Annotated in this window: 17 protein-coding genes; 10 read left to right on the top strand and 7 right to left on the bottom strand. The window is 71.9% G+C overall.

Features of this window, described 5'->3' with window-relative positions:
- Window positions 1-120: 120 nt before the first annotated feature.
- From ABD143_RS21390 to ABD143_RS21370, 5 genes are all read right to left on the bottom strand, one after another.
- On the bottom strand, window positions 121-1,797 hold the full coding sequence (locus ABD143_RS21390) for an L-lactate permease (RefSeq protein ID WP_343981175.1): 1,677 nt from the start codon (window positions 1,795-1,797) through the stop codon (window positions 121-123).
- Between the two features lie 81 nt (window positions 1,798-1,878).
- A complete protein-coding gene (locus ABD143_RS21385) occupies window positions 1,879-2,436 on the bottom strand; it encodes a DinB family protein (protein WP_343981173.1) in 558 nt (185 codons plus the stop codon).
- A 41-nt stretch (window positions 2,437-2,477) separates the two neighbouring features.
- Entirely contained in the window at window positions 2,478-3,824 is a 1,347-nt protein-coding gene (locus ABD143_RS21380) for a (Fe-S)-binding protein (protein WP_343981170.1), read from the bottom strand.
- A 5-nt stretch (window positions 3,825-3,829) separates the two neighbouring features.
- A complete protein-coding gene (locus ABD143_RS21375) occupies window positions 3,830-4,936 on the bottom strand; it encodes an FAD-binding oxidoreductase (RefSeq protein WP_343981168.1) in 1,107 nt (368 codons plus the stop codon).
- A gap of 25 nt (window positions 4,937-4,961) precedes the next feature.
- Window positions 4,962-6,413 carry an FAD-binding oxidoreductase gene (locus ABD143_RS21370; RefSeq protein WP_343981165.1) on the bottom strand — a complete coding sequence of 484 codons (1,452 nt, stop codon included), beginning with the start codon at window positions 6,411-6,413 and terminating at the stop codon, window positions 4,962-4,964.
- Window positions 6,414-6,620: 207 nt separating this feature from the next.
- Here ABD143_RS21370 and ABD143_RS21365 point away from each other — a divergent pair, with 207 nt between their 5' ends.
- Both ABD143_RS21365 and ABD143_RS21360 read left to right on the top strand, forming a co-directional pair.
- A complete protein-coding gene (locus ABD143_RS21365) occupies window positions 6,621-6,752 on the top strand; it encodes a hypothetical protein (RefSeq protein ID WP_343981162.1) in 132 nt (43 codons plus the stop codon).
- 112 nt (window positions 6,753-6,864) lie between these two features.
- Entirely contained in the window at window positions 6,865-9,033 is a 2,169-nt protein-coding gene (locus tag ABD143_RS21360) for a malate synthase G (RefSeq protein ID WP_343981159.1), read from the top strand.
- Between the two features lie 58 nt (window positions 9,034-9,091).
- On the opposite strand, the gene ABD143_RS21355 is transcribed toward ABD143_RS21360, so the two are convergent.
- Complete coding sequence (locus tag ABD143_RS21355; protein WP_343981156.1) at window positions 9,092-11,404, bottom strand: FUSC family protein; 2,313 nt, start codon at window positions 11,402-11,404, stop codon at window positions 9,092-9,094.
- 308 nt (window positions 11,405-11,712) lie between these two features.
- On the opposite strand from ABD143_RS21355, the gene ABD143_RS21350 reads away from it, so the two are divergent.
- The 6 genes from ABD143_RS21350 (at window position 11,713) to ABD143_RS21325 (ending at window position 17,512) form a co-directional block, all read left to right on the top strand.
- A complete protein-coding gene (locus ABD143_RS21350) occupies window positions 11,713-12,795 on the top strand; it encodes an LLM class flavin-dependent oxidoreductase (RefSeq protein ID WP_343981154.1) in 1,083 nt (360 codons plus the stop codon).
- A 22-nt stretch (window positions 12,796-12,817) separates the two neighbouring features.
- Entirely contained in the window at window positions 12,818-13,312 is a 495-nt protein-coding gene (locus tag ABD143_RS21345) for a GNAT family N-acetyltransferase (RefSeq protein WP_343981151.1), read from the top strand.
- A 218-nt stretch (window positions 13,313-13,530) separates the two neighbouring features.
- Window positions 13,531-15,336: a sodium:solute symporter family protein gene (locus ABD143_RS21340; protein ID WP_343981292.1), complete on the top strand. Its 1,806-nt coding sequence runs from the start codon at window positions 13,531-13,533 to the stop codon at window positions 15,334-15,336.
- Window positions 15,337-15,352: 16 nt separating this feature from the next.
- Window positions 15,353-15,628 carry a hypothetical protein gene (locus ABD143_RS21335; RefSeq protein ID WP_343981148.1) on the top strand — a complete coding sequence of 92 codons (276 nt, stop codon included), beginning with the start codon at window positions 15,353-15,355 and terminating at the stop codon, window positions 15,626-15,628.
- 678 nt (window positions 15,629-16,306) lie between these two features.
- Complete coding sequence (locus ABD143_RS21330; protein WP_343981145.1) at window positions 16,307-16,831, top strand: gamma carbonic anhydrase family protein; 525 nt, start codon at window positions 16,307-16,309, stop codon at window positions 16,829-16,831.
- A gap of 3 nt (window positions 16,832-16,834) precedes the next feature.
- On the top strand, window positions 16,835-17,512 hold the full coding sequence (locus ABD143_RS21325) for a uracil-DNA glycosylase (protein ID WP_343981142.1): 678 nt from the start codon (window positions 16,835-16,837) through the stop codon (window positions 17,510-17,512).
- A 207-nt stretch (window positions 17,513-17,719) separates the two neighbouring features.
- Here the strand turns inward: ABD143_RS21325 and rpmB are convergent, their stop codons facing one another.
- The gene (gene rpmB / locus ABD143_RS21320; protein WP_343981139.1) at window positions 17,720-17,911 is read right to left on the bottom strand and encodes a 50S ribosomal protein L28; all 192 of its coding nucleotides are present in this window, start codon (window positions 17,909-17,911) and stop codon (window positions 17,720-17,722) included.
- A gap of 116 nt (window positions 17,912-18,027) precedes the next feature.
- Between rpmB and ABD143_RS21315 the strand changes: the two genes are divergently transcribed.
- On the top strand, window positions 18,028-19,677 hold the full coding sequence (locus ABD143_RS21315; protein ID WP_343981136.1) for a DAK2 domain-containing protein: 1,650 nt from the start codon (window positions 18,028-18,030) through the stop codon (window positions 19,675-19,677).
- A gap of 53 nt (window positions 19,678-19,730) precedes the next feature.
- Window positions 19,731-21,911, top strand: coding sequence for an ATP-dependent DNA helicase RecG (gene recG, locus ABD143_RS21310; protein ID WP_343981289.1), 2,181 nt, complete (start codon window positions 19,731-19,733; stop codon window positions 21,909-21,911).
- The last annotated feature ends 76 nt before the right edge of the window (window positions 21,912-21,987 follow it).

Here is a 21,987-nt window from a genome sequence, read left to right as displayed (position 1 = left end):
GCGGCCGCCCGGGAGCGGAGCGGGAGGCAAATATCGCCGCAGGCGGCGCTGCCGGCGATCGGCTGACCGCGCCCGCCGGCAGCGCCCTGCTTGCCCGGGACGGCGACACAGCGGGGTGCTCTACGGGAGCATCCAGCCGAGCACCGGTGTGGCCTGCAGGGCGATGATCACTGCCAGTACCAGCAGCATGCCGAGGCTCCAGCCGATCACCTTGCGCAGGAGCACGCCCTCCTGGCCCTCGAGCCGGACGGCCACCGCCGCGATCGTCAGGTTCTGCGGCGAGAGCATCTTGCCGAGCACGCCGCCGGACGAGTTGGCGGCCGCCAGCAGCTCCGGCGGCAGCCCGGCGCCGTTCGCGGCAGTGACCTGGAGGCTGCCGAAGAGCGCGTTCGCGGACGTGTCCGAGCCGGTGACGGCCACACCCAGCCAGCCGAGCACAGGGGAGAGGAACGCGAGTGCGGCGCCCGCGCCGGCGAAGACGAGACCGATCGCCGTGGTCTGCGCCGAGGCGTTCATGACGTAGGCCAGCGCGAGCACGGTGGCCACGGTGAGGATGGCCCAGCGCAGCTCCGCGACCGTCCGGCCCCACGTGGCCAGTGCCCGGCGGGCCCCGAGGCCGAGCACGATCGCCGAGATCGCACCCGCGATCAGGAGGAGCGTGCCCGCAGTGGAGAGCCAGGTCAGGGAGTACTTCACTGTGCTCGACGTGAGCGGCTTGCCGTCCGGACCGGCGATGTCGAGGAACGGCCAGGCGAAGGCGAGCTTGAGCGAGTCGACCGCCTGCTTGATCCCGGGCAGCTGGGCCAGCGCGAAGACGACGATGATGATCACGTAGGGGGCGTAGGCCCTGCGCACCTCGGCGGGGGTGTCGGGCTTCGCCGCCGTGCCCGGACCGCCCGCGGCCGCCACCGTGGGCGTGCGGGCCGCCCACGCGGCGTGCGGACGCATCCGCGCGAGCGCGAAAACCGCGGCCGCGCTGAGCAGGGACGCCACGATGTCGGTCAGGGGCACCGAGATGTAGTTCGAGGTCGCGAACTGCGCGAGGGCGAAGACCACCCCGCACCCGACGGCGGGCACCCACGCCTCGCGCACGCCCCGCACGCCGTCGACGATGAACACGAGCACGAGCGGCACGAACAGCGCCAGGAACGGGGTCTGCCGGCCGACCATCGACGCCACCTGGTTCAACGGGAGCCCGGTGACGCTGGCCAGCGTGATGATCGGAACGGCCATCGCGCCGAACGCCACGGGAGCCGTGTTCGCGACGAGGGAGATCACCGCCGCCTTGATCGGCCGGAACCCCAGCGCCACCAGCATCACCGCCGAGATCGCGACCGGGGCGCCGAACCCGGCGAGCGCCTCGAGCAGCGCGCCGAAGCAGAACGCTACGAGGATCGCCTGGGTGCGCCGGTCGGACGAGAGCGAGCCGAAGCTGCGCCGCAGCACGTCGAAGTGGCCGCTCGCCACCGTCATGTTGAAGATCCAGAGGGCGTTGACGACGATCCACAGGATCGGGAAGAGCCCGTAGAACGCCCCGTGCAGCGCGGCCGAAAGCGACATCCCGACCGGCATTCCGAACCCCAGCACCGCCACGAGCAGCGCAGTGACGAGCCCGGCCAGAGCTGCCCAGTGCGCGCGCACGCGCAGCGCGCCGAGCAGGACGAGCACCACCGCGAGCGGCAACACCGAGACGAGCGCCGAGAGCCCGAGCGATCCGCCGACGGCATACGGGTTCTGGACGTAGGCGGTGGGTGCAGGAGCGAGTGCCTGGAGCGGCGGCACGACGTAGGGCCACATGCCACGGAGTCTGCGATGCGGCGCGAGGCCCTGCAGGATGAGCTGCTCCGTTCGGAGCAGTGCTGATCACCCGTCTGCCCGTTACGGGGTTTTCGCCCGGTACAGGTCGCGGAGCAGCAGGATCTCGGCGCCGTGGTGGATGGCCTCGCGGTTGATGTGCAGCACCAGCTCCGCCATCGGGTGTTCGGCAAACCCGCCCTCGGCAGGACCGACGGGCCGCTCGAATGCTTCGGCGTCGAGCCCGCGCACACCGGTCGCCCATGCGTCGTGCACCTCGTCGAGCTGGGCGAGGGCCTCGGAGGCGGTGCCGGCGTAGGCGAAGCTCTGGTAGTCCATCGAGGGGCCGCCGAAGTGCGACCCGACACGCGCCCCGAAGACCCCGACGATGACGTGCGCCAGCCGCCACGCGATGGTGGTGACCGGCGGGTCGGGCTCGGGGAACGCGAAGTCGATGGTCAACTCGCCGCTCCCGGCCTGCACCGGCGCGGTGGACGTGCCCCGCGGCCGCACGCTCCACGCCCCCGGTGCGGGCTCCCAGAAGTACTCCTCGTCGGTGAGCCCGTCGAGCCTCGGCCGTAGGTGGCCCTGCCAGTGCCACTCCAGCTGTTCAGACAGCTGCGAGGTCCAGTCGATCGCCATGGGGAGAAGCTAGGGGCAAGCCCCGACACTTGTGATCGGCGTCAGGAGCGGGGGACGGGCACCCCCCGGATCGACGCGTCGAGGAGCTGCACCGGGTGCAGCAGCGGGATGTCGCGGCCGAGGTGCTTGCCGATCTGCAGCAGGCAGCCGGGGTTGGCCGTGACCACCACGTCCGGCTCCACCGAGCGCACGTTCGCGGCCTTCCGGGCCCCCAGGTCGCCCGCGGCCGCGGGCATCACCATGTTGTAGATGCCCGCCGACCCGCAGCAGATCGCGGCCTCGGGCAGGTCCACGAGCTGCAGGTCGGGGACGGAACGCAGCACCGCACGCGGCTGCTCGCGCACCTGCTGGGCGTGCCCGAGGTGGCAGGCGTCGTGATAGGCCACGCGCCCGCGGAACGGGTGGCGCGGGGCGCGCGGCCCGCCGTCGGACAGCAGGTCGGCGAGCACCTCGTGCACGTCCCGGACGCGGGCGCTGAACGCGGCGGCCCGCTGCGCCCACTCCGGGTCGTCGGCGAGCAGGTGGCCGTACTCCTTCATGGACGAGCCGCAGCCCGCCACGTTCGTGACGACGAAGTCCACGTCGAGGCTCTCGTAGCCGGCGATTTCGCGCTTCGCCCTGGCCAGCGCGCTGTCCTCACGCCCGGCGTGCAGCTCCAGAGCGCCGCAGCACTGCTGCTCGCGCGGCACGAGCACGTCGCAGCCCTCGGCCGCGAGCACGCGCACGGTGGCCTCGTTGACGCGGTGGAAGAAGACGTCCTGGACGCAGCCGGTGAGCAGTGCGACCCGGGCCCTGCGCTCGCCGACGGCCGGGGTGTGCACGGGCAGCCGGGCGAACGCCTCGCGCACCGACACCGGCGGCAGCAACGACTCCATCGCGGCCAGCCGCCCGGGCAGCTTCTCGGCGAGCCGCGCGATCGCGGGCACCGTTCGCAGCTTCTGGTAGAGCGCGCCCGGAAGCGCCGCGAGCCGCAGCCGCCGCTTGTAGGGGAACAGCGCGAAGATCGCCTCGCGGAACATCCGGTCGGCGGGCTTGCGCTCGACGTTCCGCTCGATCTGCGGGCGCACCGACTCCAGCAGGCGGTCGTACTGCACCCCGGACGGGCACGCGGTGACACACGCCATGCAGCCGAGACAGGCGTCGATGTGCTCGGTGAACGGCCCGTCGAGGCTGATCTCGCCCTTGTGCGCGAGGTCCATCAGGTAGATCCGGCCGCGCGGGGAGTCCATCTCCTCGCCCCACAGCTGGTAGGTGGGGCAGGTCGGCAGGCAGAAGCCGCAGTGGACGCAGTCGTCGAGCAGCTCGCGCTCAGGCGGCCTGCGGTCGTCGAAGCTGCTGGGGACGGTCTGCGGGATGTTGGTCTCGGCGGAGCCGGCGGGTGTGGTCATCTCTCTCACATCCAGGGGTCGAAGCGGCCTGGGCCGAACCGGCCCTGCGGATCGAGCTCGGCCTTGACGGCCCTGAGCACGCCGACCGCGGTGGGCGGCGGGCCCCACGCCGGGGCGTCCGAGCCCTCGGGCCGGGCGCGGAGCGCCGAGGTGCCGCCTGCCTCATGGACGAGCGCGTGCGCCTCGGCGACGGCCGCGGGGGCGAGTGCGACGGTGGCGACGCCCGTGCCGAGCCCCGCGGTCACCGTCGCCGTGGGGAGCCGCTCCAGCAGGCCGGGCAGCCGCGAGGGCCGCACACCGAGCCGCAGCACCGCGTGCTCGTCGGTGCCGCGCACGAGCGCGGCGTGCCGCTCCCACGGGTCGTCCAGCTCGGATCCGGCGCCGAGCAGTTCCCGCACGCGCTGCACACGCGCCGGGAGGGCGCCTTCCGTGCCCTCCACCCGCACGAGCAGCCGCCCGTCGGACGTCCATTCCAGTGCCGCGGGCTCGTACGGGCCGCCCAGCACCCGCGCGGCGTGCTCGGCCGCCTCGGGGAGCGAGCACTCTACGACGAGGGTGGTGGTGGCCTTCGGCACCGGGTGCAGCCGCAGCACGACCTCGGCGAGCACACCGAGGGTGCCGTAGGAGCCGTGCATGAGCTTCGCCAGGTCGTACCCGGCGACGTTCTTGATGACGTGGCCGCCGCTGCGGGCGACCGTGCCGTCGGCCAGCACCATGGTGACGCCGATGACGAGATCGCGGAGCGAGCCGTGGACGAGCGCGGCCGGCCCGGCGTCGGCGGTGGCGAGCAGCCCGCCGACGGTCGCACCGTCGCCGACACGCGCGGCGTCGAACGCGACGTGCTGGCCGTGCGGCGCCAGTTCCTCTGCCAGGGACCGGAGCGGGGTGCCTGCCCGCACCGAGACCGTCATGTCGCCGGGGTTGTGGGTGAGCACGCCGGTCATCGCGGTGGTGTCGAGCGTCGCGTCGACCGGTCCGAGCGGGGCCGCCCACCCGGCAGCCGTCCCCGCGCCGCCGATCGCGATCGTGCCCGCGGTGTCGAGCACCGCGTCCCGCAGCGACCGCAGGTCGGTGGGGCGCAGCGATGCGGCCGTCGCGTTCCCGTCACTCATCGCTCTCCTTCGACTCGCATGGTGGTCACAGGCGCTCGATCACGCCGGACTCCTCCAGCGGGTGCGGGCGGTACTTGCCGGGGCGCTCCCCGCACAGGCGCGGGGTGGGGAGCACCTTTCCCGGGTTGCAGATCCCGTTCGGGTCGAACGCCGAGCGGACGCGCCGCATGACCTCCAGGTCGTCCTCGGAGAACATCTTCGGCATCGAGCAGGCCTTGTCGGTGCCGATACCGTGCTCACCCGACAGCGACCCGCCCAGCTCGACGCACAGCTCGGCGATCTTGCCCGAGAGCTGCTCGGCGCGCTCGGTCTCGCCCACGGCGGCGCTGTAGAGCACCAGCGGGTGCAGGTTGCCGTCGCCGGCGTGGAACACGTTGGCCACGCGCAGCCCGGCGTCGGCGCCCATGCCCGCGATGCGGTCGAGCACCTCCGCGAGCCGGGTGCGCGGCACGACGCCGTCCTGCACGAAGTAGTCGGGGGAGATCCGCCCGACGGCCGCGAACGCGGCCTTGCGCCCGCGCCAGATCGCCGCGCGCTCCTCCGGTGAGCCCGCGATGTGCAGGCGCGTGCAGCCGTGCCGGTCGCAGATCTCCTTGACCTGCTCGAACTGGACGTCGCACTCCTCGGCCGGCCCGTCCAGCTCCACGACGAGCGCCGCGGGCACCCCGAGGGTGTAGCCCGCGTGCACGGCCTTCTCGGCGGCCTCGATCGCGAGCGTGTCCATCATCTCGACGGCGGCCGGCACGATCCCGGCGGCGACGATGCCGGAGACGACGTCACCTGCCGCCGCGATCGACGGGAAATCGGCGAGCAGCGTGCGCACGCTCTCCGGGGTGCGCAGCAGCCGCACGGTGATGGAAGTGGTGATGCCGAGTGTGCCCTCGGAGCCGAGGAACACCCCCCGCAGGTCGGGCCCGGCCTGCTCGCCCGTGTCGGACCCGAGGGTGACCACGGAGCCGTCGGGTAGCACGACCTGGCAGGACAGCACGTGGTTGGTGGTGAACCCGTACTTGAGGCAGTGCGCGCCGCCGGAGTTCTCCGCGACGTTGCCGCCGATCGTGCAGACCTGCTGGCTCGACGGGTCCGGGGCGTAGTAGAGCCCGTGGGGCGCGGCGGCCGCGGTGATCTCCAGGTTCGTGACGCCCGGCTCGACGACCGCCCGCCGGTCCACCGGGTCGACCGAGAGCACGCGCTTGAGCCGGGCGAGGCTGATCACCACGCCATCGGCCACGGGGACCGCCCCGCCCGACAGGCCCGTGCCGGCCCCGCGGGCGACGAACGGCACCCCGTGCTCGGCGCACACCCGCACCGCGGCGGCCACCTGGGTGGCGTCGCGGGGCAGCAGCACCAGGTCGGGGATGACCCGGTAGCCGGTGAGCCCGTCGCATTCGTAGGCCCGGCAGCGCACCGGGTCGCTGATCACATCGGCCGGGTCGAGCGCTCGCTCGAACGCCTGTCGTACTGCGACGTTCAGCATTGTTCTGCCCCCTCCGTCGCGCGTCCATGGGCGACCTGGAGACTACTTCCGCGATCCATGGATCGCCCGGTTCTGTGCGGTGTCCACCGAACGGCGGAGCCGGGGCGGCGCGCACTGTGGCGCCTGTCACGCTCCGGTCGCAGAGCGTCACGATCCCGGAGCCCGATCGGTTGATGATCGACAGAGGCATTCTCGGAGGTGGGAGCGATGGGACCGCGTCGAAGACTGCAGCTCGCACTCATGGTGGCCGCGGCACTCGCGGTGCTGCTGGCGCTGACGGGGATCGGACCGGCGGCGATCGCTCCCGTTCCGGCCCCGGCTGCTGTGGTCACGCCATAACCATACTTTCCGCGATGCGGAACCGCCTATCCGTCTTGTAGAAACTTCGGTTGGACGGACGGGCGGTCGTGGGGCACCCTCGATCGTGTACGTCGCGAGCGGAGGGTGAGACGTGAGTACGGAACTTCAGGTCGATGCGGCCCTGCGGAGGTTCGTGGCCGAGGAGCTGCTCCCCGGGCTGGACCTGGAGCCCGAGGCGTTCTGGGCAGCGCTGGCCGCGCTGCACGAGCGCTTCGACGGCCGCATCAGCGCGCTGCTCGCGCGGCGCGACGAGCTCCAGGCGCAGATCGACGCCTGGCACCGGGACAACGGAGCGGGTGACCCGGAGGCCTACGAGAGCTTCCTCACCGAAATCGGCTACCTCGCGCCGCCCGCCTCCCCGAAGGTGGAGGTCCATGGCGTCGACGCCGAGATCGCCGAGATCCCCGGCCCGCAGCTCGTGGTGCCCGCCACCGTCCCGCGCTACGCCCTCAACGCCGCCAACTCCCGGTGGGGCTCGCTCTTCGACGCGCTGTACGGCACCGACGCGCTCCCACAGGACCGCGAGCTCGCCCCGGGCTACGACGTCGAGCGCGGCGCGCAGGTCATCGCCGAGGCCGACCGGCTGCTCGACGAGTTCTTCCCGCTCGCCGAGGGCAGCCACACCGCCGCCACTGCCTACCGCGTGGCGGACGGGGCGCTCGTCGTCGACACGGCGGACGGGAGCACCGGTCTCGCCGACCCCGGCCAGTTCGCCGGGCACCGCAGCGGCGCCGACGGCGGCGGTGACGACGACGGCCACCCCGGCGTCGTGCAGGCAGTGCTGCTGCGCCGCAACGGGCTCCACGTCGAGTTGACGATCGACCCGGAGCACCAGGTGGGCCGCCAGCACCACGCCGGCGTCGCGGACCTCGCGCTGGAGTCGGCCGTCACCACGATCGTCGACTTCGAGGACTCCGTCGCGACCGTCGACGGGCCGGACAAGGCGCTGGCCTACCGCACGTGGCTCGGTCTGATGACGGGCGAGCTCGTCGCGACCTTCGAGAAGGGTGGCGAGACCGTCGAGCGGCGCGTCAACGGCGACCGCAGCTACACCGCCCCCGACGGCTCGGCGCTCACGCTTTCCGGCCGCTCGCTGCTGCTCGTGCGCAACGTCGGCCACCACATGCGCACCGACGCGGTGCAGACCGCGGCGGGCGAGCCGATCGCCGAGGGGCTGCTCGACGCGCTCGTCTCCGCCACCGCCGCGCTGCACGACCTGCGCGGCCTTGGCAGGTACTCCAACTCGCGCGCGGGCAGCGTCTACATCGTCAAGCCCAAGCAGCACGGGCCCGACGAGGTGGCGCTGACCGTCGAGATCTTCGCCGCCGTGGAGGAGGCGCTCGGGCTCGCGCCGGCCACACTCAAGATCGGCATCATGGACGAGGAGAAGCGCACGTCGCTCACCCTCGACGCCTGCATCGCGCAGGCGCAGAGCCGCACGATCTTCGTGAACACCGGCTTCCTCGACCGCACGGGCGACGAGATCCACACCGACTTCGAGGCCGGGCCTGTCGTGCGCAAGAACGACATGAAGTCAACGGTGTGGCTGCGCGCGTACGAGGACCGCAACGTGGACGTGGCGCTGCGCGCCGGGTTCGTAGGGCAGGCCCAGGTGGGCAAGGGCATGTGGGCGAAGCCCGCCGCGATGGCCGAGATGCTCGCCACCAAGGGCGCGCACCCCGAGGCGGGTGCCAACACCGCCTGGGTGCCCTCGCCGACCGCCGCCACCCTCCACGCGCTGCACTACCTGCGCACCGACGTGCTCGCCCGCCAGCGCGAGCTGGCCGGCCGCGAGACCGGCCGGCGCCTGCTCCTGGAGGTGCCGCGGCTCGACACCGACCTCACCGGCGACGAGAAGCGCCACGAGCTCGAGACGAACGCGCAGTCGATCCTCGGCTACGTCGTGCGCTGGGTGGGGCTCGGCATCGGCTGCTCCACGGTGCCCGACCTCGAGGGCGTCGGGCTGATGGAGGATCGCGCCACCTTGCGGATCTCCAGCCAGCTGATCGCCAACTGGCTGCACCACGGGCTGGTCGACGAGCAGACGGTGCGGGAGACGTTCGCGCGGATGGCCGCGCTCGTCGACGAGCAGAACTCGGGTGAGATGGGCTACGAGCCGATGGCGAAGGACCTCGACTCCAGCCCGTCGTTCCAGGCCGCGCTCGAGCTGGTGCTCACCGGCCGCACCGAGCCGAACGGCTACACCGAGCGCGTGCTCACCACATGGCGCCGGAAGGCGAAGGCCGGACGCCGAGGTTGACGCCCGGAAGCGACGTGGTGGTGCGGACCGGTCGCGTGCGCGTAGGCACGGCACCGGCTCAGAGCTCGTTTCCCACGTGGACCTCGTCCGCGGGTTGGCCGGTGTCGTGGTCGTCGACGTCCATCTGCAGCGCGGTGGCCAGCCGAGCCAGGGCGCCGTCGAGCAGGGTGAGGTCGTCCAGCGCCTGCGCCAGCGGTGACTGCCGCAGGCGGAGGTCGTCAAGGGCGAGCGCGACGAGGGCAGAGGAGCGGACGTAGCGGCCGTGCTCACCGGTTGCGATGCGGCGCTCGATCGCCTCGGTCGCGGTCTGCAACTGTTCGGCGGCCGCGCGCAGCTGCCGGTTGTCGGCCAACGGCAGGACCTCTCCGTCGGCATCGGCCTTCTCGATCACAGCGGCGAGGGAGCGGGCGTGCTGCCGGGCGGCTGAGCTCACCACCAGGATCTCGGTGAGCTGGGTGGAGTTGCGGCCGAAGGTGACCGGTCGCAGCGGCGTGGCGGACGCGACCAGCGCGGCGTAGGCGGCGTCGACGTCGCGCACCAGCGGCCGCAGCGGCTCCCGCTGCCCGTCCAGCCGGCCGAACGCGGACTCGAGCAGACTGCGCAGCGCGGTGAACCAGCGCAACACCCCGGTGGTGAGCACCCGCTGCGGGTGCAGCGGCACGATGAACAGCACAGTGAGGATGACGGCTCCGGCGCCGATCGCCGTCTCGGCCAGCCGCAGCACCAGCAGCTGCCAGCTGAACTCCGCGAGCTGCTCGTACAGCTGGGAAATGACCACCGTGATCGCGATGACCATGAACATGTAGTTGAGCCGGATCAGGTAGATGCCGAGGAACAGCGCGACCAGGATGATGGCCAGCGACGACCAGACATCACCGCCGGTGAGGTGGACGAACAGATCGCCCACCACGATGCCGATCGCGGTGCCGCCGATCCGGAACAGCGCGCGGCGCAGCTGCTCACCGGAGTTGGTAGCCATCACGAAGGCGAAGAAGGTCGCCAGTACCGCCCAGTACAGGCGCGGTCCCGACACCGCGTTCCCGGCGACGACCGCGAGCGTGCCGGCAATGGTGATCTGGACGGTGGTGCGGACATGCGACGCCATCGTGGCGCGGTCGAGCCGGCCGCGCCCCCGCGTGGTCGAGGCCTCGGCGCTGACCGGCACCGAGCCGGGCAGCCAGTTGTTGACCAGCAGGACGGCGGGGGTGAAGTCGCCGCCGGCGGCCTCGGCGATCTCCTTCTTCCCAAGCGGCCGGCCGACGCGGTCGCGGGCGGCGGCGTAGTGCTCCACGCAGGCGGCCAATCGGGAGGCCTGCACGGTCGCGCGGTGTCCGTCGCACTCCACCTCCCGCAGCGCCGCCACCGCGCGGGACACCCCGGCCGGGTCGCCGTCGAGCAGCGCCGACACCGCGTCCGCCGCCCGGCGGCGGACGGCGGACGGCGAACCCTCCGTGGCCAGCGCCACAGCGAAGCGCGCACAGTCGGACAGGGCCAGCTCGGCGTCGAAGAGCCGATGCGCCTCGACCGCCGCGGTGCGCGGGCGGGTCTCGGCCAGCTGGGCATCGATCATGAGCGTGGTCTCGTTGAGCCGGACCAGCTGTCGGCGTATGTGCTCCTCCCCCGCCCGGATGCGCCTCTCGTCCGCTTCGGCGAGCACGCCGACGCTCAGCGTGAGCAGCCGCCGCGACCGGGCACCCGCCGACCGGAACATCCGCGCCAGGGTCCGTTCCGGATCCGGCCGGAAGAAGGCGAACCGCACCAGCAGCGACGCGAGCGCCCCGATCCCGAGGTCGGCGGCGATCCAGCCGATGTCGTGCAGGGCGAGCTCGGCGGACAGGAAGAACCCGAGGAAGGCGCCGAAGAAGACGCCCATCCCGGCGCCGAACCCGCGCGGAGGGAAGCGGCGGATGTACACCGCCACGGCCATCGCCAGGACGAGGTAGGCCAGCGACAGCACGTGATAGGGCCCGACCAGCAGGCCGAGAACAAGCCCGATCAGCATCAGCACCGGCAAGAGCAGCGACGACAGCACCTGACCGCGCGCGGTGGGATCCTGGACCGTGAACGCGGACATCATCGCGACGATGCCGGCGACCAGCATCGAGACGAGGAGCATCGCGTAGTTCGCCGCCGTCAGCACCGCTGCGGGCTCGCTGCCAACCGGCAACTGCATCGCGCCGGTCAGCCGGACGAACAGGTAGGTGAGCCCCAGAGCGGCGACGACACCCAGCACCGCCTGCAACGCCATCCGCAGTTGATTCAGTCCTGGATCGGCGCCGGCGAGCCGGTCGACGGCGTCGCACACCCAGGCCCGGGCAGTGCGTCCCTGGGAGTAGTAGTGGATCAGATTGCCGTCGTCGGCTTCCCTCACCGGATGATCTCCATATCCGCGGGACGGCAACTACTGCCCCGGCCGCCTCGGAGCGGTTGCGAGACATGACGCTGCATGCGAACGCCTCCTGCCGTTGACCGCCCCTACCAAAATTCTTCTCGCCTTGGCGGCTTACGACCTCCAGGCCAGCCTCAATCCGAGATACCGGGCAGCCTGAGGCGTTCGGTGGTCCACGCAGGGCTCCACCACCTCGGCAAGGCCCCGCGCCTCCCGGAATAGACGAGGCTGCCGCCCGTTTGTTGACGTGACAGCATTTGACGGTCTTTGACAGCAGCGGGGTGGCAGACATGCAGTTCGGAATCTTCAGCGTCGGGGACGTGGCGACCGACCCACGGACGGGACGGACCCCGTCGGAGCACGAGCGGATCACGGCGATGGTCCGGCTCGCGGTGGCAGCGGAGGAGGCGGGGCTCGACGTCTTCGCGATGGGTGAGCACCACAACCCGCCGTTCGTGCCGTCGTCGCCCACCACGATCCTGGGCTACATCGCGGCCCGGACCAGCCGGCTCCTGCTGTCGACATCGACCACGCTGATCACCACGAACGACCCGGTGAAGATCGCCGAGGACTACGCGGTGCTCCAGCACCTGGCCGAGGGCCGCGTGGACCTCATGCTCGGGCGCGGGAACACCGGGCCCGTCTACCCGTGGTTCGGGCAGGACATCCGCAACGGGATCGCGCTGGCGGTCGAGAACTACGCGCTGCTGCACCGGCTCTGGCGGGAGGACGTGGTCGACTGGGAGGGCCGGTTCCGTACCCCGTTGCAGTCGTTCACCTCGACGCCGCGCCCGCTGGACGGCATCCCGCCGTTCGTCTGGCACGGCTCGATCCGGAGCCCCGAGATCGCCGAGCAGGCCGCTTACTACGGCGACGGGTTCTTCGCCAACAACATCTTCTGGCCCGCCGACCACACCAAGCGGCTCCTCGACCTGTACCGCAGGCGCTACGAGCACTACGGGCACGGCACCAGCGCCCAGGCGATCGTCGGGCTCGGCGGCCAGGTGTTCATGCGCCGCAACTCGCAGGAAGCCGTGCGCGAGTTCCGTCCGTACTTCGACAACTCGCCGATCTATGGGCACGGGCCCTCGATCGAGCAGACCATGGCCGACACGCCGCTCGTGGTCGGCAGCCCACAGCAGGTGATCGACCGCACCATGAGGTTCCGCGAGGACTTCGGGGACTACCAGCGCCAGCTCATCAACGTGGACGGCATGGGGCTTCCGCTGGAGTGGGCGCTGGAGCAGGTGGAGATGCTCGGCGCGGAGGTCGTGCCGGTGCTGCGCAAGGAGTTCGACGCCCTGCGCCCGGCGCAAGTACCGGAGGCGCCGACGCACAGCTCGCTGAAGGCTGCTGCTGCGGTTGCGTCGTAGGGCCGGGTCGTAGGGTCGAGGCGTGCTCGACCTCCGCCCGACGGCATTCGACCATCCCGACGCCACGAAGCTCGACGGCGAGATCCAGCAGTACTACATGCAGCTGTACGGGGGCGGGGACTCCACCTCGATGGACGCCCGCCATTTCGACCCCCCGCAGGGACTCTTCGTCGTCGGGTACGTCGACGATGTCGGGGTGGCGTGCGGCGGCTGGCGGGCGCGCGGTGACGACTACGACGAGCGCGCGGGCGACCCGGCCCTGTGCCCGGGTGACGCCGAGATCAAGCGCATGTACGTGGCCGAGCGGCACCGGGGACGTGGCTACGCCCGCGCCGTGCTGGCCGAGCTGGAGCGCACGGCCGGCGTGGCCGGGCGGCGGCGGATGATCCTGGAGACCGGCGTCCCGCAGCCGGACGCGATCGCGCTCTATACGAGCGCCGGGTACGAGCCGATGACGCGGTTCGGCGACTACCGCGACTCGCCGAACAGCCGGTGCTACGCGAAGCGCTGGCGCTGATGGCGCCCGACGGCCCGGCTGCGACCGAGCCGCGGAGAAGCGAACAGGTACCGACGTCCGGCCGCTGAGGCCTGCGGCCAGCCGCATCGGCAGGCCCGCCCTGGTCAGGATCGGTGACGACGCCGTGCTCCGAGTGGCGCGTCGGCCGGTGGAGGCGGATCATCCAGTTCTGCTGGACCGTGGGTGTAGACGGGAGGGCTGCCGTGCTGACCGAGACAATGTTGTCGGAGACGGTGCTGGCGCAGACGGACCTGCGACTGAATACGACCGCGCTCGACTACTTCTTCGTGATCTTCTATTTCGTGCTGGTGCTGGGCATCGGGGTGATGGCTCGCCGCTCGATCGCTTCCAGCCTGGACTTCCTGCTGTCCGGACGGGCGCTGCCTGCCTGGGTCACCGGGCTCGCGTTCATCTCGGCGAACCTGGGCGCGATCGAGCTGATCGGGATGATGGCCAACGGGGCCCAGTACGGCATTCCGACCGTGCACTACTACTGGATCGGCGCCATCCCCGCGATGGTGTTCCTCGGCATCGTGATGATGCCCTTCTACTACGGCAGCAAGGCCCGCAGTGTGCCGGAGTTCCTCCGCATGCGGTTCAACAAGACCACCCAGCGCGTGAACGGCATCACGTTCGCGCTGGCGGCCGTGCTGATCGCGGGCGTGAACCTGTACGCGCTCGGCCTGGTCCTCGAGGCGCTGCTGGGCTGGTCGCTGGCACTTGCGATCCCGGTGGCCGCCCTGGTGGTGCTGAGCTACACCTTCCTGGGCGGGCTGAACGCGGCGATCTACAACGAGGTTCTGCAGTTCTTCGTGATCCTGGCCCTGCTGATCCCGCTCACGGTGGCCGGGCTGGCGAGGGTCGGCGGGTGGGACGGGCTGAGCGCCCAGGTGAGCGGGCTCCCTCCCGGACCGGAACAGCTGTCGGCCTGGCCGGGAACGACCCTCACCGAGATCGCGAACCCGTTCCTGTCGGTGCTCGGCATCGTCTTCGGACTCGGGTTCGTGCTCTCGTTCGGCTACTGGACCACCAACTTCGCCGAGGTGCAGCGCGCGCTCTCGGCCCGCAACATGTCGGCGGCGCGCCGCACGCCCATCATCGCCGCGTTCCCCAAGGCCCTGATCCCGCTGGTCATCGTGATCCCCGGGATGATCGCCGGGGTGCTGGTCCCGCAGCTCACCACGCTGAAGGAGGGCGGCGCCACCGACGTCACCTACAACAACGCGCTGTCGCTGCTGATGAACGAGGTGCTGCCCAACGGGATCCTCGGCGTGGCGCTGGCCGGGCTCCTGGCCTCGTTCATGGCGGGCATGGCGGCCAACATCAGCTCGCTCAACACCGTGTTCACCTACGACCTCTGGCAGGACTGGGTCCGGCCCGGCCGGCCCGACGAGTACTACCTGCGCATCGGTCGCATGGTCACGGTGGTGGGCTGTCTGCTCGCTATCGGCACGGCGGCGATCGCAGGCCAGTACGCGAACCTGATGGACTACATCCAGGCGCTCTTCAGCTTCTTCAACGCGCCGCTGTTCGCCATCTTCATCCTGGGCCTGTTCTGGAAGCGGATGACCGGCACGGCCGGCTGGACGGGGCTGATCTCCGGCACCGTGGCAGCGGTGATCGTCGACTCGTTGGTGCGCGGGGGCGTGATCCCCGTGTCCTCGCAGGCCGGGTCGTTCCTCGGCGCGAGCGCCGCGTTCGTCGTCGGCATCGCGGTCGCCGTCGTCGTCTCGACCGTCACCACACCCAAGCCGGACTCGGATCTCGTTGGGCTGGTGTGGGCACTCACGCCGCGCGGGCGGCGTGGCAAGGCCGTCGCGGAAGGCGCAGGCGTCGGCGGTGAGTTCCCCGGTGGGCCGGCAGCCGGCGGCCGCGGAGATGTCGTTGCGGAGAGGCGGGCGGTCGGTGTGTCTGCTGGGCTCGAAGGGCCGGACGAGGAAGAAGGCGCGTGGTGGCAGTCGCCGGTCGTGCTGGGCGCCATCGTTCTCGTGCTCACGCTCGTGCTGTACCTGATGTTCTGGTGATCGCGGAAGGAGCATCGTGAGCGAATCCGAGGAGAGGCCGCCGTTCGACCACGCCGAGGCGCCCAGCGCCGCGTCGCAGCTGTTCGACCTGCGCACGATCATCGCCCTGCTGTTCGCCGTCTACGGCATCGTGTTGATCGTGCAGGGCTTGTTCTTCGACAGCGAGGCCGAGATCGCCAAGGCGGGCGGCATCCACATCAACCTCTGGTCGGGGATCGGGATGGTCGTCGTCGCCGTCCTGTTCGTGATCTGGGCGCAGATGCGGCCACTGGTGCCGCCAAGCGAACGGTGAGACATACCCGTGGGCGCCGCTCCGACCCCCGCACCCACAGGCTCTGCACACATCCACGCACCGGCCGCCGCCGTGAGATGAACATCAGAGCAGCCCAATCAAGATCCAACTGCCCTCATGTGCACCTCACGGCCCGCGCGCAAGACGTCGAGGTCCTCCCCGGCCCCGGCACCCCCGCCGCGGCCGGCTGAGACACAACGGCGGGCGCCGCTGTGCCGGATAGCACAGCGACGCCCGCCGGTCAGGCAGGTCGCGTCAGGCGCGCGCGCCCGGGTGCGGGTAGCGCGGGTTGAACGCGATCAGGGTCCAGTCGTCGAGGCGGCGGACGGCTCGCCGGAGCTGGGCCGTGATCCGCTTGGTGCTGTCGGTCATCGATCCTCCTGTCGGCTGTGTCGCAGCCGCGTCGTTGCGGTGCCGGGCGCTCCCTGCGCCCGTCCCCAGGTGCAGCGCATCGATCTTCTGGATCGTTCCAGACTTCGCGGTGAGAGACCTCACGTCGCCCGCGCGGGTCCTGGTCGAGTCCGACCGATCTGGGGTAGCCCTTCGCCCGTGAGCGGTGCTCGCGCCGACGCGGACGACGGGGAGGCGCTGTGATCACGATCAAGCTCGTCATGGCGGCCACGGTCGGCGTGCTCTATGGCCGGGAGCATGCCGGGGGACGGCGGATAGGCTCCGGGCGTGCCCATCTACGCACTCGGCGAGGTAGAACCCGACATCCATCCCGACGCCTACGTCCACCCGGACGCGGTGGTGATCGGCAGGGTGACGATCGGTGCGGAGGCCTCCGTGTGGCCGACCGCCGTGCTGCGCGGCGACGATGGCCGCATCGTGGTGGGCGCCCGCACGAGCATCCAGGACGGCTCGATCATCCACTGCACCGCCGAGGAGCCGACGATCATCGGCGAGGAGGTGACCGTGGGGCACAACGTGCACATCGAGGGTGCCGTCATCGGTGACCGGGCGCTGGTGTCGTCGGGCTCAGTGGTGCTCAACGGCGCCACCGTGGGCGCGGGGGCGGTGGTCGCCGCCGGTGCCGTCGTGTCGCCGAAGGCGGAGATCCCCGCCCACCGGATGGCGATGGGTGTGCCGGCCAGGGTCCGGGAGGGCCACCAGGTGCCGGAGGGCTACTTCGACTACGCGGTGCAGTCCTACGTCCAGCGCGGCAAGCGGTTCCGCGCCGAGCTGCGCCGCCTGGAGGGCTGAGCCGTGGCCAAGCCGCTCGAGGAGGTCGTCGAGGCCGGATGGGCGCTGGCGCTGGCGCCCGTAGCGCCGGTGATCGCAGACATGGGCGAGTTCCTGCGCGCCGAGCTGGCCGCGGGCAGGCGGTATCTGCCGGCTGGCGCGAACGTGCTGCGCGCGTTCCAGCAGCCCTTCGACGGGGTGCGCGTGCTCATCGTGGGCCAGGACCCCTACCCCACGCCGGGGCACGCCATCGGGCTGTCGTTCTCGGTGTCGCCGCAGACCCGGCCGGTGCCGCGCTCGCTCGCCAACATCTTCCGCGAGTACACCGACGACCTCGGCCACCCGACGCCGTCCACGGGTGACCTGACGCCGTGGACCGAGCAGGGCGTGCTGCTGCTCAACAGGGTGCTCACCGTAGAGCCCGGCAACCCCGGCTCGCACCGGGACAAGGGTTGGGAGCAGGTCACCGAGCAGGCGATCAGGGCGCTGGTGGATCGCGACGGCGAGCCGCTCGTCGCGATCCTCTGGGGCCGCGACGCACGCAACCTTGCACCGCTCCTCGAGGACGTGCCGTGCATCGAGTCGGCGCACCCGAGCCCGATGTCCGCCGACCGCGGGTTCTTCGGGTCGCGGCCGTTCAGCCGCGCCAACGCGTTGATCGAGGAGCTCGGCGGAGAGCCGGTCGATTGGAAGTTGCCCTGAGGATGCGCCGTGCGGCTCGTATCGCGGCGACGGTTCGTCCCTCGTCTCCACGATCAAGCTGACGTGCGTGCGCCCGCACTGGTTCGTGCTGGCCGCGGAGCGGTGCCGGGAACGATGACGGCGCAGACACGAACCGGCACCTCTGCCCGCTGACGCGGACCGGAGGTGCCGGTGGTGGTGGTGCTGGTGGTGCTGGGTCGGTCACGCTCAGGCGCGGGCGACCTTGCCCGCCTTCAGGCAGGACGTGCACACGTTCATGCGCTGGCGGTTGCCACCGCCAATGCGTGCCCGCACGGTCTGGATGTTGGGGTTCCAGCGGCGGTGGGTGCGGCGGTGCGAGTGCGAGACGGACATGCCGAAGCCCGGACCCTTGCCGCAGACGTCGCAGACGGCAGCCACGTCGGACACTCCTCGGGTAGACGAACAGAAAGGCCGGGTTTCGCCCGGTCGCGAGTACTCAGGATACCCACGCGTCCGGAGGGGCCGCATTGGGCCCGGTCGCTACCCTGTGACGAGTGCCCCCGACCCTGGACGCGGCCCTGCTCACGCGCTGGACGCGGGATGCCACCACGGCGCTCGAGCAGCACTGCGACGAGATCGACCGGATCAACGTCTTCCCGGTGCCCGACGGCGATACCGGAACGAACCTGTTGCTCACGATGCGGGCGGCGGCCGAGGCCGTCCGGCGGGCGGCGCGGGAGAACGGTGCGCGCGGCGTCACCACCGTAGCGGGAGCGCTCGCGCGCGGGGCGCTCGCGGGCGCGCGCGGCAACTCGGGCGTGATCCTCTCGCAGGTCCTGCGCGGGGTGTCCGAAGCCGTCGCGGCCGTCGCCGGGCCCGCCCCAGCCGGTGCCGTGCTCGCCGACGCGCTCCGCCGCGCGCACCGGCTCGCCACCGCCGCTGTCTCCCGTCCCCGGGAGGGCACCGTCCTGACCGTGCTTGCCGCCGCCGCGGGCGCAGCGGCCACGGTCGACTCCGAACGGCTCGACGACGTCGCGGTCGCCGCGGCCGACGCTGCGCGCACGGCGCTGCAGGCCACCACCGGGCAGCTGCCCGAACTGGCCCGCGCCGGAGTGGTCGACGCCGGCGGGCTCGGGCTCTACGTGGTGCTGGACGCGCTGGCGCGGCTCGTCACCGGGCGCGTGGGCGCCGCCGAGATGCCCGCCACCGGCGCCGCGAACCGCCCCGGTCCCCGGGGGAGGGAGGTCCTCGTGGCTCAGCGTGAGAGCGGTTCGGCCGTCTACGACTACGAGGTGATGTTCCTGCTCGACGGCACCGACGCCGCGCGGGTGGACGTCCTGCGTGCCGAGCTGGACGTGATCGGCGACTCGGTGGCCGTCGTCGACGACGGCGCGGGGCTGTGGAACGTCCACCTGCATTGCTCCGACGTCGGCGCGGCGATCGAGGCGGGGATCGGCGCGGGCCGGCCGCACCGGATCACCGTGATCCGGTTCGACGACGACCTGCCGCCCGACGCTGCGAGCGGGGACGGCCGGTTCGTCCGTGACCGCGCGGTGCTCATGGTGGTCACCGGCACCGAGCTTGCGGAGCTGGCCCGCTCGGCGGGCGCCGCGGTGCTGGAGCGTGGGCCGGGGCGGCCCGTCGACGAGTCGGACCTCGGGGCCGCCCTCGTCGGCACCCGCGCGCGGCACGTCGTGTTGCTGCCCGACGACTCCGAGCTGACCCGCATCGCCGAACGGGCGGCGGCCGCCGCCCGCAGGGACGGGCAGGAGGTGCTGATCGTCCCTAGCGCCTCGGTGCTGCAGGGGCTCGCCGCGCTCGCGGTGCACGACCCGGCCCGCCGCCCCGCCGAGGACGTCGTCGCGATGGCCGACGCCGCGGCAGGCACCCGCACCGCGGGGCTGATGGTCGCCGAGTCCGAGGCCCTGACGTGGGTGGGCCGCTGCGAACCGGGCGACGTCCTGGGCATCTCCGACGGCGAGGTCGTGCTGATCGCCCCCGACCTCGCTGTCGGGGGCCTGTGGTTGGCTCACCGCATGCTCACCGCGGGTGGCGAGCTCGTGACGGTGCTGCTCGGCCAGGGCGTCGACGAGAGCCTCGGGGAGGGGCTCGCGGCCGACCTGCGCCGCACCCACCCCGAGGTCGACGTCACCGTGCACCGCGGCGGGCAGACGGACTTCCCGATCGTGCTGGGGGTGGAATGACGGGCAAGGACACCGAGATCGACATGCCCCGGATCGACATGCCCCGGATCGACATGCTCAGCCCACTGCAGCCCATCGTCGGCAAGCGGGCGGCCGACATGCTGGCCACGCAGGTCGACGTGCACACCGTCGGCGACCTCGTCCGGTACTACCCGCGCAAGTACGTCGACCGCGGCAAGCTCACCGACATCGCCGGGCTGGAGGTCGGCGAGCACGCCACCCTCGTGGCTCAGGTGGAGAAGGCGGTGTTGCGCGACATGCGCTCGCGGCGGGGCAAGCTGCTCAACGTCGTGATCCGGGACGAGAAGGGCGCCACACTCGACTGCACCTTCTTCAACGGGCACAAGGTGCAGCACGCGATCAAGCCGGGGGTGCGCGCGGTGTTCTCCGGCAGGGTCGGGGTGTTCAATCGGAAGCTCCAGCTGACCCACCCGGAATACGAGGCGCTGGACGAGGCCGACGAGATCCGCCCGTTCCTGTCCGTGTACCCGGCCACCGCGAAGATCAACTCCCAGATGATCGCCCGCTGCGTGCGGCAGGTGCTGGACGTGCTGGACGACCCCACCGACCCGCTGCCCGAATTCCTCCGCCGGCGCGAGGGCCTCGCCGAGCTGGGGCGGGCGCTGCGGCGCATCCACGTGCCGGAGTCGGAGGCCGACAAGTACGCCGCCCGCAACCGGCTCGTGTGGGACGAGGCGATCGGCGTGCAGCTCGCGCTGGCGCTGCGCCGCCAGGCCACCGTCTCGCGCCCGGCCTCGGCGTGCCCGCCCAAGGCGGGTGGCCTGCTCGACGCGTTCGACGCCGCGTTGCCGTTCACCCTCACCGCGGGCCAGCACACGGTCGGCGCGGAGATCTCCGCCGACCTCGCCCGCGAGCACCCGATGAACCGGCTCGTGCAGGGCGACGTCGGCGCGGGCAAGACGATCGTCGCGCTGCGGGCGATGCTGCAGGTCGTCGACGGTGGACGGCAGGCCGCGCTGCTCGCCCCAACCGAGGTGCTCGCCGCGCAGCACGCCCGCTCCCTGCGCAAGCTCCTGGGCCCACTCGGGCAGGCGGGTGAGCTGGGCGCCGCGGAACAGGCCACGAGCGTCACGCTCCTCACCGGCTCGCTCGGCGCCAAGGCCCGGCGGCAGGCGCTGCTCGACGCCCAGTCCGGCGCCGCGGGCATCGTCGTCGGCACGCACGCGCTGATCCAGGACCACGTGGCCTTCGCCGACCTCGGCCTCGTCGTGGTCGACGAGCAGCACCGGTTCGGCGTCGAGCAGCGCGACGCGCTCCGGTCACGGGGCGAGCAGGCGCCGCACATGCTCGTCATGACGGCCACGCCGATCCCGCGCACCGTCGCGATGACGGTCTACGGCGACCTGGAGATCTCCGCCATGCGGGAGCTGCCCGGGGGCCGCTCGCCGATCGCCACCACCGTCGTCCCGCTCGCGGAGAAGCCGAGCTGGTTCGAACGGGTGTGGCGACGGGTGCGGGAGGAGGTCGCCCAAGGCCACCAGGCCTACGTGGTGTGCCCGCGGGTCGAGGGCACCGACGGCGCCGACCCGGACGCCGACCTGATCGACACCGAGACCCCGGACATCGGGGCCGACTCCGATGACGGATCGCCCCGGCGTCCCCCGATGGCGGTGCTCGACGTCGCGCCGAAGCTCGCCGAAGGGGCGCTCGAAGGGCTGCGTATCGGGGTGCTGCACGGCAAGCTCCCGCCCGACGAGAAGGACGCCGTGATGCGGGCGTTCGAGCGGGCCGAGCTGGACGTACTGGTGGCCACCACCGTGATCGAGGTCGGTGTCGACGTCCCCAACGCCACCGCCATGGTCATCCTCGACGCCGACCGCTTCGGCCTCTCCCAGCTCCACCAGCTCCGCGGGCGCGTCGGCCGGGGGTCGGCGCCCGGCGTCTGCCTCCTGGTCACCGACATGCCCGCCGCCACCAATGCCCGCGAGCGCCTCGATGCCGTGGCAGGCACCACCGACGGCTTCGAGCTCGCCCGCCTCGACCTGGAGCTGCGCCGCGAGGGCGACGTACTGGGCGCCACCCAGTCGGGCCGCCGCTCTGGGCTGCGGCTGCTGTCGCTGCTGAAGCACGAGGAGGTCATCGCGAAGGCGCAGGCGTACGCGGGGCACATCGTGGCCGAGGACCCCGGCCTGCACAGCCACCCCGGCCTCGCCGCCCTCGTCGGGGAGACGGTGGGCGACGAGGAGCGCGCGGCCTACCTCGACAAGGTCTGACGCGGCGTCATCAGCGGCGCGCCCACGCATCGGTTGTGGTGCCGACGCATCGGCGGGAACCGGTGCGCGGGCGACG

Source organism: Pseudonocardia aurantiaca (assembly GCF_039526725.1).
Taxonomy (GTDB): Bacteria; Actinomycetota; Actinomycetes; order Mycobacteriales; family Pseudonocardiaceae; genus Pseudonocardia; species Pseudonocardia aurantiaca.
This window is presented reverse-complemented; position numbering and strand designations above follow the sequence as displayed.

Excerpts from the sequence above, each read along its gene's own strand:
- ABD143_RS21350 (WP_343981154.1), top strand. The coding sequence starts at position 11,713 with ATGCAGTTCGGAATCTTCAGCGTCGGGGACGTGGCGACCGACCCACGG.
- ABD143_RS21370 (WP_343981165.1), bottom strand. The coding sequence starts at position 6,413 with ATGCTGAACGTCGCAGTACGACAGGCGTTCGAGCGAGCGCTCGACCCG.
- ABD143_RS21380 (WP_343981170.1), bottom strand. The coding sequence starts at position 3,824 with ATGACCACACCCGCCGGCTCCGCCGAGACCAACATCCCGCAGACCGTC.
- ABD143_RS21385 (WP_343981173.1), bottom strand. The coding sequence starts at position 2,436 with ATGGCGATCGACTGGACCTCGCAGCTGTCTGAACAGCTGGAGTGGCAC.
- ABD143_RS21375 (WP_343981168.1), bottom strand. The coding sequence starts at position 4,936 with ATGAGTGACGGGAACGCGACGGCCGCATCGCTGCGCCCCACCGACCTG.
- ABD143_RS21340 (WP_343981292.1), top strand. The coding sequence starts at position 13,531 with ATGTTGTCGGAGACGGTGCTGGCGCAGACGGACCTGCGACTGAATACG.
- ABD143_RS21390 (WP_343981175.1), bottom strand. The coding sequence starts at position 1,797 with ATGTGGCCCTACGTCGTGCCGCCGCTCCAGGCACTCGCTCCTGCACCC.
- recG (WP_343981289.1), top strand. The coding sequence starts at position 19,731 with ATGCTCAGCCCACTGCAGCCCATCGTCGGCAAGCGGGCGGCCGACATG.
- ABD143_RS21365 (WP_343981162.1), top strand. The coding sequence starts at position 6,621 with ATGGGACCGCGTCGAAGACTGCAGCTCGCACTCATGGTGGCCGCGGCA.